Source organism: Clostridium sp. CM74B_53 (assembly GCF_036318045.1).
GTDB lineage: Bacteria > Bacillota > Clostridia > Lachnospirales > Lachnospiraceae > Pilosibacter.
In genome coordinates, this window is the sequence record NZ_JAWQDE010000008.1 from 137,166 (window position 1) to 152,136 (window position 14,971).

Genomic DNA, 14,971 nt, shown 5'->3' on the forward strand with positions numbered 1-14,971 from the left:
ATAAGGGGTTCACATGGACCGGATCATAGACGCGGCCTGAAGAGGCATGGCGCGGGATCCGGCCATTAAGAGAGTATAAAGGAGGACTTTAGGGGTGAGTCAGACAATTAACAAGGATGAACTGAAGAAGACCATTGTGTTCAACGTAAAGAGCATCTACCGCAAAACGATCGACGAGGCGACTCCGGCTATGGTTTACCAGGCTGTCGCACTTGCAGTCAAGGACATGATCATCGACCGTTGGATCGCGACTCATAAAGAGTACGACAAGCAGGATGCGAAGATCGTTTACTACATGTCCATGGAGTTCCTGACCGGTCGTTTTCTCGGAAACAATATCATCAGCCTCTGTGAGCAGAAGGAAATCGAGGAGGCACTCTCTGAACTGGGCTTTGACCTGAATTCCATTGAGGATCAGGAACGGGATCCGGCACTCGGAAACGGCGGTCTTGGACGTCTTGCGGCGTGCTTTTTGGATTCCCTTGCATCTTTAGGCTATCCGGCATATGGCTGCGGCATCCGTTATCGTTATGGAATGTTCAAACAGCAGATCCGTGACGGATATCAGATCGAGGTTCCGGACGAGTGGTTAAAGGACGGCTATCCGTTTGAGATCCGCCGTGCAGAGTATGCGACGGAGGTTAAGTTCGGCGGTTATGTGGAGACTGAGTGGGACGGAAAGAGAAATCATTTTGTACAGAAGGGCTACCAGTCTGTTATGGCAGTTCCATATGATATTCCGATCGTGGGATACGGCAACAATGTCGTAAACTCCTTGAGAATCTGGGATGCACAGCCTGTGAACACCTTCAACTTAAGCGAGTTCGACAAAGGTGACTACCAGAAAGCCGTTGAGCAGGAGAATCTGGCAAAGACCATCGTTGAAGTCCTTTATCCGAATGATAACCATTATTCCGGAAAAGAGCTTCGCTTAAAACAGCAGTATTTCTTTATTTCTGCCAGTGTTCAGCGTGCCATCAAAAAGTACAAGGAAAAGCATGACGATATCCATAAATTCTATGAGAAGGCATCCTTCCAGTTAAACGATACACATCCGACCGTTGCTGTCGCTGAGTTAATGCGTATCTTACTTGACGAGGAGAACTTAGAGTGGGATGAGGCCTGGGAGATCACCACAAAGACATGTGCCTACACGAACCACACGATCATGGCGGAAGCTCTTGAAAAATGGCCAATCGAGCTCTTCTCCCGCCTTCTTCCGCGTGTTTACCAGATCGTTGAGGAGATCAACCGCCGCTTCGTTGCCCAGATCCAGCAGAGATATCCGGGCGACAACGAGAAGATCCGCAGAATGGCGATCATTTACGACGGACAGGTCCGCATGGCTTACCTCGCGATCGTCGGCAGCTTCTCCGTAAACGGCGTTGCGAAGCTCCACACAGAGATCCTTGAGAAACAGGAGCTTCGTGATTTCTATGAGATGATGCCGGAGAAGTTCAACAACAAGACGAACGGTATCACCCAGAGACGTTTCCTTCTTCACGGAAACCCGCTCCTTGCAGACTGGGTAACCGACAAGATTGGAAACGAGTGGATCACCGACCTCTCCAATATCAAAAAACTCTCTGTCTATGTGGATGACGAGAAGTGCCAGCAGGAGTTCATGAACATCAAGTACCAGAACAAGATCCGTCTTGCGAAGTACATCAAGGAACACAACGGAATCGACGTTGACCCGCGTTCCATCTTCGATGTTCAGGTAAAACGTCTGCATGAGTACAAGAGACAGCTCATGAACATCCTTCATGTGATGTATCTCTACAACCAGTTAAAAGATAACCCGAATATGGATATCGTTCCGAGAACCTTCATCTTCGGCGCAAAGGCAGCTGCCGGATATAAGCGCGCGAAGCTGACCATCAAGCTCATCAACAATGTAGCAAACGTGATCAACAACGATAAGTCCATCGGCGGCAAGTTAAAAGTCGTATTTATCGAAGATTACCGTGTATCCAACGCAGAGCTGATCTTCTCTGCCGCTGATGTCAGCGAGCAGATCTCCACAGCCAGCAAGGAGGCATCCGGTACCGGCAACATGAAGTTCATGTTGAACGGCGCTCTGACGATCGGAACCATGGACGGTGCGAACGTCGAGATGGCGGAGGAAGTCGGCAAGGACAACATGTTCATCTTCGGAGCGTCCGCAGATGAGATCATCAACCTTGAGAACAACGGTGGCTACAACCCGATGGATATCTTCAACAATGACCAGGATATCCGCCGTGTTCTGATGCAGCTGATCAACGGTTACTATTCTCCGCAGGATCCGGAGCTGTTCCGCGATATCTACAACTCCCTGCTCAATACCCAGAGCAGCGACCGCGCGGATACTTACTTCATCTTAAAGGATTTCCGTTCCTACGCGGAAGCTCATAAGAAGATCGACCAGGCATATCGCGATGAGAAGTGGTGGGCAAGAACCGCGATGTTAAATACGGCTTCTTCCGGCAAGTTCTCTTCCGACCGTACGATCGAGGAGTATGTAAAGGATATCTGGCATCTTGAGAAGATCAAGGTAGAGCTGTAACCCGACACTTAAAATATTACGTAACTGTTCAGTACCCTCACACCTACAGAAACCTCCCCCGGAGATTTCCTTCGGATGCATGGCAGGTTACGAGCAAAAATCCATTCCAGATCGGCTTCGCCGATGGGATTTTTGCCTTCCGTCCCATGTTTTATTACGGTCAGCGCAGCAAGTGCGCAGACCTACTGAATAGTTACAATATTACTAACATAAAAGAATCACCCGCTTCATACACTGGAAATATCACGGTGTATGAGGCGGGTTTTTTTTATGAAACGATTTTTTATGCTCCTGTTCGCGATGGTCATGATCCCCTATGTGACGACTCTCGCGTGGACAGGCAGGATCCGGACGGATGTGGGGGAGAGCATTCCGACAGAGGAGTTTCTCGTGGGGATGGTGGCGGCGGAGATCCCGGCGGAATATGGGATCGAGACAATGAAGGCGCAGGCCGTGCTCGCAAGGACGTATGTGTACCGGATCGTGGATCCCGGGATCGGTGGGGAAAACACGGACGATCCGGGAAGTGCGGATCCGGGAACAGACAGCGGCGCCGGAGCTGCGGGATGGGGAAAACGGAGCAGGACTCTGGACCGGGACCTTATGGAGGAAGAGTTGGACATCGACTGCCTGAGTGTACGGGAGATGGAGAAAAAGTGGGGAAACGAACATTTTGAGGAGTACTATGAGAAGGTCCGCAGGGCGGTCCGGGAGACGGAAGGACTTGTCGCGGAGTATGACGGGGAACTGATCGAGCCGTTCTACTGTCTCGCGTCGGCAGGAAAGACGAGAGAGCTGGCGGCGTATCCGTATCTTTCTTCTGTGGAGAGTCCGGGGGATCTGGAAACGGAAGGATTTTTATATGTCCGGACGTTCACGGAAAGCGAGTTTGCGGACAGGATCGGGCGGATCGGCGGACCGCAGCCGGCTGCGGACGGGATCGCGGAGAAGATCCAGATCATCGAGCGGGACAGTGCCGGATATGTAAAAAGGGCGCAGATCGGAAATATGGACTATACAGGAGATGAGGTCCGGGATTCCCTGGGACTTTCGTCATCATGCTTTTATTTTTCCTCCGCGGACGGAAAGATCCGGGTATCCTCGAAAGGGATCGGCAGCGGATACGGATTTTCGCAGGCTGGGGCGGACGCCATGGAGAGAGAGCAGGGGAGTGCGTTTCAGGAACTGCTGAAATATTATTTCCGGGGGATCGAAATCGTGAAGATCGCGGAGTAGAGGATCTGGCATGAATGACTCTGCTCCTTTTTTATCAGGATTGCGTGCTGCTGGCACGATGTGCTAATGATGCGCGTTTGCGCGAAGCTGAAGAATGCTGCAAACGACTGTGCCCAGTGCAGGAATGTGCCGGGGCATATGTTCTGTTGTGAGCATTGTGCGGTCTGTCCGGCAAATGTGCAGACTTGCTGAATTATCGCAGAATTTTTTGCTTTTGTGAATAACTTTATCATCACGGGTAAAAATATAACCGAGGTGATAAACGTGAAAGAAAAAGGAAATCAGCTGTTCAGGGACAAATTTGTCCTTGTCATGCTCGTGCTCGGCCTGCTGACTATTGTTGCGGCAGCAGGAGTTGTGAGGATCCAGAAGGGGAGAGAAAATATCGAAAAGAGTCCCTATCTGGAGATCGAAGATCCGGACCATGTGATCGCGGGGGATTCCAACGCAGGCGCAGAGTCCGGAGGGGATACTTTGGCCGGGGAACTGGCGGCATTAAAAGATGAAACCAGAAACGTGGAAAATACCGGAGATGGCAGAAATGCTGCGCTTGCGGAAAATGAGGCGGGAACAGGCACGGATCCTGCTGCCGCTGCCCCGGGCATTTCTGAGGATACCGGTCTTGCGGATGCGGCAGGCGGAGCCGGGGCTGCATCGGATCGTTCCATGGCGGAAGCCGGAGCTGCCGTCACGGAGTCCCTGGTGCTCGACTTTGCCGATACGGACAAGCTCGCCTGGCCTGTAAACGGGAACATCGTTCTCGGCTACAGCATGGACACCACGACATATTTTCCGACGCTGGACCAGTATAAAGTCAACCCGGCAAATGTGATCCAGAGCGAGGTGAGCACCCCGGTATCGGCCCCTGCGGACGCCAGGATCGTCTCTGTGGGGACGAATGAGGAGATCGGAAACTATGTCGATCTCGACTTTGGAAACGGCTACACAGCCGTCTGCGGTCAGTTAAAGGAGATCCCGGTCGTGGAAAACGAGTATGTCCACCGGGGCGACCTTTTAGGCTATGTCGCGGAGCCGACGAAATACTATACGGTGGAAGGAACGAATGTGTTCTTCGAATTCTTAAAAGACGGCGTGCCGGTGGATGCGCTGGATTTTCTGGAGTGAGCGGGATGGATCACCCCGGTCAGTGTCATACCTGTGCCCACGAATCAATCCGGTTATGGATGCGCAGGGAAGAGACAGTGTGCGGCAATAAAATAAAGAGGAGTTTTGTGGAAGAGCTTTCAGGGAGAAATTTCTGAAGGCTCTTTTTCGCAGTGGAAAGATCCCATTTTTGATTTTGTGCATACCATAATATCAGAACAAAGAAAGGAGACATCCGCATATGAATTGCAGAAATTCTGATCTGCCGGATACCGCCCGGACTTCTCCCTGCGGCTGCGGCAGACTTCCATCTGATATTTCCGGCCCGGGACCTGTCGTCCGTCCGGTGTCCCGTGCCTGCTTTGACGGCAATGATCCGATATTTCCGGTAGGAATGGGCTACGTCCCGGTGCAGATGTGGGGAACCACATATCCGTTAGCCAGAGGCTTTGTCCGGGGGACGATCTTCCCGACTCTGGATCTTCCATTCGCGATGGGGAGGTGCAGAAGATGAAAGAATTCTATCGATGCAGTATGATGCCGGGAATGCCGGCAGAACCGATCCGTGATCCGCGCCTGTCTGCTCAGAATGTCGTGCCGGCGTGCGGCAGCTGTCAGGGCGGTGGAGACATGATATTTCAGGATAAAGAGGCACTGATGCGCCAGATCATGGAGGCAGGATTTGCGATGGATGATGTGGTCCTGTTCCTGGACACTCATCCGGAAAATCAGGATGCACTCCGCTATTACCAGGCTGTCCGCGACATGCGAAATCAGGCCATTGCCGCCTATGAAAGCCAGTTTGGACCATTGAGATATGCCGATGTGACATCCTCATCCTGGGACTGGGTAACTGAAAAATGGCCGTGGGAAGGAGGATGTTAAGATGTGGGTCTATGAAAAAAGACTGCAGTTTCCGGTGAATATTAAGGAGCCGAATGCGAAGATGGCACAGTTTATCATGAGCCAGTACGGTGGACCTGACGGCGAGATGGGTGCGTCCATGCGCTATCTCTCCCAGCGCTACTCAATGCCGTATGGGGAGCAGAAAGCGGTTCTGACGGATATCGGAACGGAGGAGCTCGCCCATCTGGAGATCGTCGCGGCGATCGTTCACCAGCTCACGAGAAACTTAACAGCGGAGGAGCTGGAAGCGCAGGGATTCGGCCCGTACTATATCGACCATACCACGGGGATCTGGCCCCAGGCAGCCGGCGGCGTGCCGTTTAATGCCTGCGAATTCCAGTCGAAGGGTGATCCGATCACCGATCTGTTTGAGGACCTTGCTGCGGAACAGAAAGCCCGGAGCACCTACGACAACATCCTTCGTGTCGTGACGGATCCAGATGTCTGCGAACCGATCCGTTTCCTCAGAAAACGCGAGATCGTCCATTTCCAGCGCTTCGGCGAAGCACTCCGCGGCCTCCAGGACCGGCTCGATTCCAGAAATTTCTATGCGTTCAATCCGAGCTTCGATCCGGCACCGGTGAGGGCAGGAAATTCACGGTAGAAGAATAGAAAAAGAGATCCCGTTCCTTTTCCATAAAATTTATGGGAGGAAGGGATCTCTTTTCTCGTCAAGGGTCAGACAGGACTACATCTTGCACTGGAAGGAATCACAGTCGGTACATTCCTTTTTTGTAGGATTGAGCTCATGCGTTCCTACATGGATGCGGTCTAAGGTGCAGTAATCCACATTTTCCGCATGATGCACGCAGTTATGGATCGAGCACTGGATGCTGTCGTTCTTTTCCTGATTCATCATTTCTCACCACCTTTTTCTGGGATGGTATCAGTATAACCGGACGGCAGAAAATGATGCTGGAAGAAAATGACAGGAATTTATGCGACAGTCTGGAAAAAGCCATTTGAACCGGAATCCAATAACTTAAGCATTTCCTGTTTTCTTATAGGAACCGGAAAAATATTTCATGATATCACGTCTCGTGATAATTCCGATAAAGGATTTATTGTCATCGAGTACCGGGACAAAGTTCTGCTGCATCGCCTTGTCCAGCAGATCTTCCATTTTCGCACCGGCATTTACCGGGCTGTTGTCCTGACGGCGCTTTACTTCCATGATGGAGATCAGCTCCATATCCTTTAAACTCTGGTTCATATGGCTCTTCATGTACCAGAGCAGATCACCTTCCGTCAGCGTTCCGGCATACCGTCCTTGTTTCGTAAGGATCGGCAGGGCGGAGTAGCGGTGCGCTTCCATCAGGTCGATCGCTTCTCTCAGGTTCGCATCAGAATAGATAAATGCCACATCACTCTTTGGTGTCAGAAAAAACAGAATATTCATGTGTCTCTCCTTTAATATCCAAGATCTTCATTGATAAATACCATTTCAACTTCCATTCCGGTACAGGGGCGTTCTAAGATCAGGATCGCGTTACAGATCCTCTCCGGACTGTTGCAGTCATAGCACTTTTTGTCATCGGACACGACGCAAGGAGTCTTCTTGTTAAAACGCGCCGCGTTCTTTGGACAGGCGATATTTCGTGCGCGATCCATTGCGGAGGACAGATCCGGCGCGATTTTATTTTTCCCGATCACATAGTATACTCGTTTCGGTCCAAATAAGCTCTCGGAAAGACGGTTTCCGGTCCCGTCGATGTTGATGATCTGGCCGGTCGCGGCAGCGGCGTTGGCACTCAGGATATATACGGTGGAATCTTTCGCCTTGATCCTTGCATCCGGTCCCTGTTCCCAGTGCCAGATCACTTCGTTGTCTTTTCCGAGGATCTCAAAGAGATTCATCTCTTTTGCGGTGATAGAGCCGCCAAAGCCGACCTTCTCGCCCTTGATCTGGTTACTCAGATAAGCGGCAGCTTCCTCCTTTGTCTCGAAATATGATGTATGAAAACGATGGTTTTCAAAGTTCTTTTTTAATACTGCGTAATCCATAGGTTCTCGATGTTCCTCCTTCGGGTACAGGCGGCAGCCGCCGCCGGGTCAGTGGCGCAAAAACCGGTCCAAAAGAAGCAGCGGATCAGCTTTTTCTTGCGTAAATAGAGTCATGATACTTCACCATGACTCATCTATAGACAGTATAGCATAAATTGTAACAAAAAGAGGGAAGAAAACATGAATTATTTGTGAAAAAAATTGAAATAAGTCATAGCGTATGGAAATAGGTTTCGGTCTGGAGCTCTTTGGATGGGTGATTTTGATATCATATTGACATTTAAAAAAAATAGAATATGATGTAGGCAGCTAAGAAATGTGGTGAACTTTTCTCATGCGACGCAAAAACCCCAGAGGCTGCCACCTCTGGGGTTTTCTTGTATTAATGAAAACTATGATAGACATAAAAAGAAGCTGTATGGAATTCCATACAGCTTCATGACCTGTCCGGGAATCGAACCCGGGTTTACGCCGTGAGAGGGCGTCGTCTTGACCGCTTGACCAACAGGCCGGAATCGAGGCGACAAGATTCGAACTTGCGACCTCTGCGTCCCGAACGCAGCGCTCTACCAAACTGAGCCACGCCTCGATGTCTTTAAGGCTTTGTGTTTTGTGCTGTTCACCAGCGACTCGTATATAATAGCATGACCTTGAAAAAAATGCAAGCGTTTTTTTGAAAAAATTTCAATTTTTTGAAAAAAAGTTTTTTCGGCGAATCTTCCGGGATCAAGAAAAACCTCACAAAGCCTTATTTTATAAGGAAAAACAGCAATCGATGGGTATGGGAATCATGCGCTGCGAGCAGGAAGAAAAATGTCCGGAAAGTTCACAGAAACCAAAAAAATCGAAAAGAAACATGAAAATTCAATTCAAAGATCGATAAGAACACTATGACCTTGACGGCAGATCCTAAATGCAAGCAATATGAAGATGCAAAAATCATATTTCAGTACAGTCTGTTATACAGAACTGTAGTTCAAGCGATTGATGGAACGAATAAAAAGGCTGCCGCATTTCTACTCCTGCGGCAGCCTCAAAAAGAGGAGATTTATATTGTAAATGTTTTTGAAACAAAAGGGAGGGACCGACAGAACGCTCTGCCGGTCAAGTATGAAAAAGTATATCTTGTTCCAGGCTTGCTGTCCTGTTACGCTTTACAGGATACTGGAAAAATGTGTCGAAATATTGTGTTTGATGTGAAAAAATTGTGAAATCGCTGTAGGATAGAATGCTCACCTGGAAGGAAGCTCCTTTTTTCGGGTATGAGTTTTCTGGAGTGGAAATTCCGGAGAGAACGAAGGCGGGGAGGATCGTGTAGATCAAGACTGATAAATTTATAACAATTTCTCCCTCCAAAACAGTTGCAGGAACGATATAATTGGTATAAAATATAGGTGTTTCTGCGATGATAGTACCAATATCAAAGCGTTAGACGGAAAGCTCCGTTCCAACCGCAGAAAATGATTGCATTTATAAAGAACGCAGGAAGCTTCCGTTTGGAGCTGGCTCCTGCAGTCACGCAATAAAGGAGAAAAAATCATGAGCAAAAAGCCAGTAGTGTTAATGATCCTCGATGGTTACGGACTGAATAAAACACATGAAGGAAATGCGGTATATGAGGCGAAGAAACCGGTGATGGACCGCTTAATGAAGGAGTGCCCGTTTGTGGAAGGTCAGGCCAGCGGACTTGCTGTCGGACTTCCGGAGGGACAGATGGGAAACTCTGAGGTCGGACACCTGAACATGGGCGCAGGCCGCATTGTTTATCAGGAACTGACAAGAATCACAAAGTCTATCCAGGACGGCGATTTCTTCAAGAACGAAGAGTTCCTTGCAGCTGTTGAGAACTGCAAGAAGAATAACTCCGCGCTTCACCTGTTCGGACTCTTATCCGACGGCGGCGTACACAGCCATATCACACATGTTTACGGACTTTTAGAGCTCGCAAAGAGAAACGGTCTCGACAAAGTATTCGTTCACTGCTTCTTAGACGGCCGTGACACTCCGCCGGCATCCGGAAAGGATTTTGTCGCAGCTTTAGAGGAGAAGATGAAAGAACTCGGTGTCGGCAAGGTGGCATCCGTTATGGGACGTTACTATGCGATGGACCGTGACAACCGCTGGGACCGTGTGGAGCTTGCGTATAAGGCACTGACAGCAGGCGAGGGCAATAAGGGAACATCCGCGACGGAACTGATTCAGGCGTCCTACGATGACGGAAAGACAGATGAGTTCGTTGTTCCGGCTGTCGTGACAGGAGAAGATGGAAATGCCATCGGAACCATTAAGGACAACGATTCCGTGATCTTCTTCAACTTCCGTCCGGACCGCGCAAGAGAGATGACCCGCGCATTCTGTGATGACGAGTTTACAGGATTTGCGAGAGCGAAGAGGATCAAGACCACCTATGTATGCTTTGTTGATTACGATGAGACGATCCCGAACAAACTTGTCGCATTCAAGAAAGAGACGATCAAGAATACTCTCGGTGAGTTCCTTGCTGCCCACGGGAAGACTCAGGCGAGAATTGCTGAGACAGAGAAATATGCCCACGTTACCTTCTTCTTCAACGGCGGCGTTGAGGAGCCGAATACGGGTGAGGACCGTATCCTTGTGAAGTCCCCGAAGGTCGCAACCTATGACCTTCAGCCGGAGATGAGCGCACCGGCCGTTTGTGAGAAGCTGACAGACGCGATCCGCTCCGGAAAATATGATGTTATCATCGTAAACTTTGCAAATCCGGATATGGTAGGCCACACAGGCGTTGAGAACGCAGCGGTCAAGGCCATCGAGGCTGTCGACGAGTGCGTTGGAAAAGCAGTTGAGGCAATCAAAGAGGTTGATGGCGTGATGTTCATCTGTGCTGACCACGGAAACGCAGAGCAGCTGATCGACTACAAGACAGGAGAGCCGTGGACCGCTCACACAACAAACCCGGTTCCGTTCATTCTTGTAAACGCGGGCGAGGGCTACGGCCTCAGAGAGGGCGGCTGCCTCGCGGATATCGCTCCGACCCTGATCGAGCTTATGGGAATGGAACAGCCGAAAGAGATGACTGGTAAGTCTCTGCTTGTGAGAAAGTAATAAAGGCTGGTGTGTTGTAAAACAGCGGCAGAAAATATGAAGAATGGTTCCGGCAGTGTGGACGCAGAGAGTCTGTATGCCGGGACTATTTTTTTGTGCACACTTGACATAAGGATTCCCGGCGCATTAAGATGAAGGAAATGATTTCGGACAGGACAGAAGGAGAGCAGTATGGAACAGGAAACAAGAATCGCGGTAGTGGGAATTATTGTGGAAGATAAAGAGGCTGTGGGGGAGATCAACAGAATCCTTCACGATTACAGCCCGTATATTATCGGAAGAATGGGACTTCCGTACGAGAAGAAGCAAGTGAACATCATCAGCGTCATCGTTGATGCCCCGTCTGACTGGATCAATGCGCTTTCAGGGAAGCTTGGAAAGATCAAGGGGATCAGCGCGAAGGTGATGTATTCGAAGAACGGGCAGTAGGGAGAAACTATGATCGAAAAAATCAAGATCCGCGGCGCACGGGTCCATAACTTGAAAAATATTGATGTGGACGTTCCTTTAAACAAGATCGTCGCCATCGGCGGAGTCTCTGGTTCGGGAAAATCATCCCTGGCTCTGGGTGTCCTCTACGCGGAAGGTTCCAGGCGCTACTTAGAGGCGCTCTCCACCTACACGAGACGCCGTATGACCCAGGCGGCGAAGGCACAGGTGGATGAGGCACTCTATGTCCCGGCGGCGCTGGCGCTTCACCAGAGGCCTGGGATCCCGGGGATCCGCAGTACCTTCGGAACAGGAACGGAGCTTTTAAACAGCCTGCGTCTCATGGTGTCGAGACTGGCGAGCCACCGATGTCCGAACGGACATTATATCGAACCAACCCTTCTTGTGGCGGCGGGAAAGGAACTCTCCTGTCCGAAGTGCGGGGAAAAATTCTACGCCCCGTCGGCGGAGGAACTGGCCTTCAACAGCCAAGGCGCCTGCAGGACATGCGACGGAACGGGAATCGTACGCACTGTTAACCGTGCGGCCCTGGTGCCGGATGAATCCCTTACCATCGATGAGGGCGCGGTAGCTCCGTGGAAATTCCCTCATGTGGTCCCTGATGACGGACGTCTGCCGGGAGATGGGGGTGCGGACGGACGTGCCATTTAAGGATCTCACGGAGAAGGAAAAGAACATTGTATACAACGGACCGGCGGAGAAAAAGCACATCTTTTACCATGCCAAGAACAGCAATCAGGCGGGTGAGCTTGATTTTACTTATTATAATGCGGTCTACACGGTGGAGAATGCCCTGACGAAGGTAAAAGACGAAAAGGGCATGAAGCGAGTGGAAAAGTTCTTAAAACAGGACATCTGCCCGGATTGCGGCGGTTCCAGACTCTCGGAGGCAGCGAGAGCGCCGAGGCTCCGGGGAATCTCCCTGGATGAAATGTGCCGAATGCCATTAAATGACCTCACGGAGTGGGTCCGCAGTGTGCCGTGGTCTCTTCCGAAGGAGATGCGCCCGATGGCGGAGAATATCTGCGCGTCGTTTCTAGAGGTGGCAAAGCGGTTATTAGACCTTGGGTTGGGATATCTCTCCCTGGACCGCGCCGCATCTACACTCTCCACTGGGGAACGCCAGAGAATGCAGCTCGCGAGAGCCGTGAGAAACCGCACGACGGGTGTCCTCTATGTGCTGGACGAGCCGTCTATCGGTCTTCACCCGTCGAATATCGAGGGACTCACCGGTGTCATGCATGACCTGATTGCAGACGGAAACTCCGTAGTTCTCGTGGATCATGACGTCCAGATCTTAAAGGAGTCTGACTGGATGATCGAGATGGGACCGGAAGCCGGGGCTGGCGGCGGAACCGTCATTGCGGAGGGGACCATCGGGGAGATCGAAGAATCGGGAAAGTCGGTATTGGGACCGTTCCTATCCGGAAAAGCGGATACCTGCACGAGAGTCCGGGCGAATCGGGAGAATATGTTTGAGTATGGAAAAATCCATATCTCCACCGGAAATATCCACACGGTAAAACCTTTGTCTGCGGATATCCCGAAAGGTCGGATGACCGTGGTCACAGGAGTTTCCGGCTCCGGAAAGACGACTTTCGTCTTAGAGAGTCTGATCCCGGCGTTATCCGCCATGATTCACGGCGAAAAACGTCCGGAACACGTCCATGAGATCCAGGCGGAGGGGATCCGTCAAGTGAAGCTCATCGACGCGGCACCCATCGGCACGAATGTCCGCTCCACGGTGGCGACCTATGCGAATGTCCATGATGAGCTGCGAAAGATCTTTGCGAGAACACCGGACGCGAACCGTCTTGGGTATAAGACCGGGGATTTCTCCTACAATACGGGAAAACTCCGCTGCCCTGGATGTGACGGAACAGGCGTGATCAGCCTGGATGTCCAGTTCCTGCCAGACGTGGAGATCCCGTGCCCGGACTGCCGCGGATCGAGGTACGCGAAGGAGGCGAATCTCGTGAAGCACACGGATAAAAGGGGAGTTTCCCATTCCCTGCCGGAATTTATGGATATGGATATCAATACGGCGCTGGAGAATTGCAGGGATATGAAGATTGTCTCCCAGAGACTGTATGTATTAAAGGATTTAGGACTTGGCTACTTGACTCTGGGCGAGGAGACCCCGAGTCTCTCCGGCGGCGAGGCCCAGCGACTGAAACTCGCAAGCGAGATGGGAAAAGCCCAGGAGGACACGGTCTTCGTCTTCGATGAGCCGACGATCGGTCTTCACCCGGCGGATGTCCAGGTTCTCCTCGGTGTATTCCAGACGCTGATTGAAAACGGAGCCACCGTCCTTGTCATCGAACACGACCTGGATGTGATTAAAAATGCCGACTACATCATCGACATGGGCCCTGGCGGCGGAGAACAGGGCGGCCGGATTGTTGCGTGTGGGACGCCGGAGGAGATCAAAAATGTGAAAGAAAGTGTGACGGGGAGATACCTGTAAGGTGGAGTACATATAATACAAGATATTTAGACGAAGTTACTTGTAAATAAAAATATATCCGCTATAATATACTCAATGAGTATATTATAGCGGAGGATCAATGGAAAACAAAGAAATATTAAAAGAACTTAGAAGCATTATGGGACTAAATCGTCGGGAATTTGCAGAGTATTTTTGCATCCCATACAGGACAGTGCAGGAATGGGAACTTGCACATCGGAATATGCCGGATTATCTGTTAAGATTGATGTTGTATAGTGAGAAGCTGCGGAGTGAGAATAAATTTTATAGTGCCAGTAAAAATGTTTCTATTATTCAAGATGAATTCGGGAAAAATATCGTAATTATAAACGATATACGGTTTAAGGGAAAAAGAAATATCGATTGGGAAGAAGTTGAAAAATATTTAAAAGAATATATTGGAGAGTGTTACGAGATAGCAGAGTCATCAGAAAAAATATATATTGGAAAAGAATTCCCTGATGAATTTGCAAACGCAAAAGATGCTCGTGGTTTAAAGGGGGCAAATGCAAAGGCAAAAGCTAACGCGGCACAGGCAATTAAGGAATTAATACAAATAGCAGAGAATAAATCAGAATTTCCAGATTATGGAGATAGACATGGAAATAGAGCTAAAAATGGTTGGTATCGTTATGATGTACGATTTGGTCTGCCTGTTTACGAAGAAAATGGCACCTTGATTCGCTATAATATTTTCTCAGCAAGAATGCTTGTGCGGCACGATGCAGATGGAAAAATGTATCTTTATGATATTTTGCGCACAAAAAAAGAAGCGAGCAACCCGCTTGAGTAATAATACTGTACGGTCGCAAAACCCGCTTCTTTTTGTCATTCTAACATTGAATAAAAAAAATGTCAAGGATTTATACATCTTGAGTTTCCGTACTTTTATCCACTCTCCCCTGCTTTCACAGGCTCTGCTATAAACAACTGTGAACTACCCATTGTCTTAAGCCAATGGGTTTCCTGCTTCATCGACCTCGTAACCTACTATCTCCACAGGCGTTAATTTGGGCAGTCCCTGCCCTATATATTTCTTTATGCTATTTGTCTTAATCCTTCTGTCAGTATATTTTTCGCGGCATTGATATCCCTGTCATGTTCTGCTCCGCATTTCGGACATATCCATGTCCTCACTGACAAATCTTTTG

At 49.8% G+C, this 14,971-nt stretch carries 14 protein-coding genes, 2 tRNA genes and 1 pseudogene; 11 read left to right on the forward strand and 6 right to left on the reverse strand.

Going from position 1 to position 14,971, the window contains the following annotated elements:
* Nucleotides 1-94: 94 nt before the first annotated feature.
* The 6 genes from V2546_RS08965 (at nucleotide 95) to V2546_RS08990 (ending at nucleotide 6,398) form a co-directional block, all read left to right on the forward strand.
* A complete protein-coding gene (locus V2546_RS08965) occupies nucleotides 95-2,548 on the forward strand; it encodes a glycogen/starch/alpha-glucan phosphorylase (protein WP_329752111.1) in 2,454 nt (817 codons plus the stop codon).
* A gap of 270 nt (nucleotides 2,549-2,818) precedes the next feature.
* Complete coding sequence (locus tag V2546_RS08970) at nucleotides 2,819-3,784, forward strand: SpoIID/LytB domain-containing protein (protein ID WP_329752112.1); 966 nt, start codon at nucleotides 2,819-2,821, stop codon at nucleotides 3,782-3,784.
* Nucleotides 3,785-4,048: 264 nt separating this feature from the next.
* Nucleotides 4,049-4,909 (forward strand): M23 family metallopeptidase, encoded by an 861-nt coding sequence (locus V2546_RS08975; protein WP_329752113.1) that lies wholly within the window; start codon nucleotides 4,049-4,051, stop codon nucleotides 4,907-4,909.
* Between the two features lie 220 nt (nucleotides 4,910-5,129).
* Entirely contained in the window at nucleotides 5,130-5,402 is a 273-nt protein-coding gene (locus V2546_RS08980; RefSeq protein WP_118514883.1) for a spore coat associated protein CotJA, read from the forward strand.
* A complete protein-coding gene (locus tag V2546_RS08985) occupies nucleotides 5,399-5,773 on the forward strand; it encodes a spore coat protein CotJB (protein WP_243106552.1) in 375 nt (124 codons plus the stop codon). Before V2546_RS08980 ends, V2546_RS08985 begins: the two co-directional genes overlap by 4 nt.
* Before the next feature lies 1 nt (nucleotide 5,774).
* Entirely contained in the window at nucleotides 5,775-6,398 is a 624-nt protein-coding gene (locus V2546_RS08990) for a manganese catalase family protein (RefSeq protein ID WP_215703261.1), read from the forward strand.
* Between the two features lie 84 nt (nucleotides 6,399-6,482).
* Here V2546_RS08990 and V2546_RS08995 read toward each other — a convergent pair whose 3' ends face one another.
* From V2546_RS08995 to V2546_RS09015, 5 genes are all read right to left on the reverse strand, one after another.
* A complete protein-coding gene (locus tag V2546_RS08995; protein WP_021903995.1) occupies nucleotides 6,483-6,653 on the reverse strand; it encodes a DUF1540 domain-containing protein in 171 nt (56 codons plus the stop codon).
* A gap of 123 nt (nucleotides 6,654-6,776) precedes the next feature.
* A complete protein-coding gene (locus V2546_RS09000; RefSeq protein WP_118530560.1) occupies nucleotides 6,777-7,193 on the reverse strand; it encodes a CBS domain-containing protein in 417 nt (138 codons plus the stop codon).
* A gap of 11 nt (nucleotides 7,194-7,204) precedes the next feature.
* The gene (locus tag V2546_RS09005) at nucleotides 7,205-7,798 is read right to left on the reverse strand and encodes a lactate utilization protein (RefSeq protein WP_118530562.1); all 594 of its coding nucleotides are present in this window, start codon (nucleotides 7,796-7,798) and stop codon (nucleotides 7,205-7,207) included.
* 439 nt (nucleotides 7,799-8,237) lie between these two features.
* Nucleotides 8,238-8,309, reverse strand: a tRNA-Glu gene (locus tag V2546_RS09010).
* Between the two features lie 4 nt (nucleotides 8,310-8,313).
* A tRNA-Pro gene (locus tag V2546_RS09015) sits at nucleotides 8,314-8,387 on the reverse strand.
* Between the two features lie 301 nt (nucleotides 8,388-8,688).
* Here V2546_RS09015 and V2546_RS09020 point away from each other — a divergent pair.
* The 5 genes and pseudogenes from V2546_RS09020 (at nucleotide 8,689) to V2546_RS09040 (ending at nucleotide 14,613) form a co-directional block, all read left to right on the forward strand.
* Complete coding sequence (locus tag V2546_RS09020) at nucleotides 8,689-9,009, forward strand: hypothetical protein (RefSeq protein ID WP_329752114.1); 321 nt, start codon at nucleotides 8,689-8,691, stop codon at nucleotides 9,007-9,009.
* A gap of 328 nt (nucleotides 9,010-9,337) precedes the next feature.
* Nucleotides 9,338-10,882: a 2,3-bisphosphoglycerate-independent phosphoglycerate mutase gene (gene gpmI / locus V2546_RS09025; protein ID WP_329752115.1), complete on the forward strand. Its 1,545-nt coding sequence runs from the start codon at nucleotides 9,338-9,340 to the stop codon at nucleotides 10,880-10,882.
* A 171-nt stretch (nucleotides 10,883-11,053) separates the two neighbouring features.
* Entirely contained in the window at nucleotides 11,054-11,311 is a 258-nt protein-coding gene (locus V2546_RS09030) for a TM1266 family iron-only hydrogenase system putative regulator (RefSeq protein WP_118599001.1), read from the forward strand.
* A 9-nt stretch (nucleotides 11,312-11,320) separates the two neighbouring features.
* Nucleotides 11,321-13,799 (forward strand): annotated as a pseudogene (locus V2546_RS09035) (excinuclease ABC subunit UvrA).
* Between the two features lie 100 nt (nucleotides 13,800-13,899).
* A complete protein-coding gene (locus tag V2546_RS09040; RefSeq protein ID WP_118530572.1) occupies nucleotides 13,900-14,613 on the forward strand; it encodes a helix-turn-helix domain-containing protein in 714 nt (237 codons plus the stop codon).
* A 245-nt stretch (nucleotides 14,614-14,858) separates the two neighbouring features.
* Here the strand turns inward: V2546_RS09040 and V2546_RS09045 are convergent, their stop codons facing one another.
* On the reverse strand, nucleotides 14,859-14,957 hold the full coding sequence (locus tag V2546_RS09045) for a zinc ribbon domain-containing protein (RefSeq protein WP_330598631.1): 99 nt from the start codon (nucleotides 14,955-14,957) through the stop codon (nucleotides 14,859-14,861).
* Between the last annotated feature and the right edge of the window lie 14 nt (nucleotides 14,958-14,971).

What these genes read in the sequence shown, in the direction of transcription:
- V2546_RS08970 (WP_329752112.1), top strand. Translation starts at nt 2,819, where the DNA reads ATGAAACGATTTTTTATGCTCCTGTTCGCGATGGTCATGATCCCCTAT.
- V2546_RS08980 (WP_118514883.1), top strand. Translation starts at nt 5,130, where the DNA reads ATGAATTGCAGAAATTCTGATCTGCCGGATACCGCCCGGACTTCTCCC.
- V2546_RS08985 (WP_243106552.1), top strand. Translation starts at nt 5,399, where the DNA reads ATGAAAGAATTCTATCGATGCAGTATGATGCCGGGAATGCCGGCAGAA.
- V2546_RS08990 (WP_215703261.1), top strand. Translation starts at nt 5,775, where the DNA reads ATGTGGGTCTATGAAAAAAGACTGCAGTTTCCGGTGAATATTAAGGAG.
- V2546_RS08995 (WP_021903995.1), bottom strand. Translation starts at nt 6,653, where the DNA reads ATGATGAATCAGGAAAAGAACGACAGCATCCAGTGCTCGATCCATAAC.
- V2546_RS09000 (WP_118530560.1), bottom strand. Translation starts at nt 7,193, where the DNA reads ATGAATATTCTGTTTTTTCTGACACCAAAGAGTGATGTGGCATTTATC.
- V2546_RS09005 (WP_118530562.1), bottom strand. Translation starts at nt 7,798, where the DNA reads ATGGATTACGCAGTATTAAAAAAGAACTTTGAAAACCATCGTTTTCAT.
- V2546_RS09020 (WP_329752114.1), top strand. Translation starts at nt 8,689, where the DNA reads ATGACCTTGACGGCAGATCCTAAATGCAAGCAATATGAAGATGCAAAA.
- gpmI (WP_329752115.1), top strand. Translation starts at nt 9,338, where the DNA reads ATGAGCAAAAAGCCAGTAGTGTTAATGATCCTCGATGGTTACGGACTG.
- V2546_RS09030 (WP_118599001.1), top strand. Translation starts at nt 11,054, where the DNA reads ATGGAACAGGAAACAAGAATCGCGGTAGTGGGAATTATTGTGGAAGAT.
- V2546_RS09040 (WP_118530572.1), top strand. Translation starts at nt 13,900, where the DNA reads ATGGAAAACAAAGAAATATTAAAAGAACTTAGAAGCATTATGGGACTA.